This is a genomic window from Luedemannella flava (genome assembly GCF_039528515.1).
GTDB lineage: Bacteria > Actinomycetota > Actinomycetes > Mycobacteriales > Micromonosporaceae > Luedemannella > Luedemannella flava.
In genome coordinates this window covers 1-657 of the sequence record NZ_BAAALT010000315.1, presented here as the reverse complement: position 1 = coordinate 657, position 657 = coordinate 1, and the positions used below count along the sequence as shown (strand labels likewise).

General features: G+C 78.8%; 1 protein-coding gene and 1 pseudogene. Both read right to left on the bottom strand.

Annotated elements, in window-relative coordinates:
• The coding region (locus ABD211_RS32935; protein WP_344140428.1) for a GDSL-type esterase/lipase family protein at window positions 1–475 on the bottom strand (475 nt) is incomplete at its 3' end.
• Window positions 472–657, bottom strand: a pseudogene (locus ABD211_RS32930) (hypothetical protein); the annotation flags it as partial. The gene ABD211_RS32935 and the pseudogene ABD211_RS32930, both read right to left, overlap by 4 nt.

Here is a 657-nt window from a genome sequence, read left to right as displayed (position 1 = left end):
GGCGGCGCACGGCGGCGCCCAGCGTGGCGGCGACCTCGCCGGGCCGGGCCAGCCGGGTCGCGTCGTTCGCGCCGATGAGGATCACGGCCAGGTCGGGCCGGTCGCCGAGCAGCGCGCGGGCCACCTGGGTGGGCAGGTCGGCGCTGCGCGCGCCGGCCACCGCCACGCTGGACAGCGTGATCGTCGCGCCCGCCTCGGCGAGCAGTTGGGCGAGCTGGCCGCCGACCGTGTCCGCGACGTCCGTGACGCCCACGCCCAGGGCCGTCGTGTCGCCGAGCAGCACGATGCGCAGCGGCGGACGCTGGGCGTTGCCCACCGTCGTGCGCATGGCCATGCCCAGCTCGGGGCGCGCGTACCGGCGGGCGCGGGCCGCCACGGCCTCCGCCGCCAGCAGCGTCACGCCGCCGATCGCGCCGGCGACGAGCGCCAGCGTCGCGCCGCGCGTCACCTGTTGTCTGATCCGTGCACTCTTCACGCCGACTCCACGGGGTCCACCTGCTCTGCCACGGAGCGTACGGGCACACCCGCCTCCCGCGCAGCCGGTGGATGCAGCCGGACCCGCCGGCGCAGCTGCGCCCAGCGGCCCAGCGCGCCCCGCAGTTGCCCGTCGACCACCGCGCCGGCCACCTCCGTGCCCGGGCGCGCCGCCGCGACGGT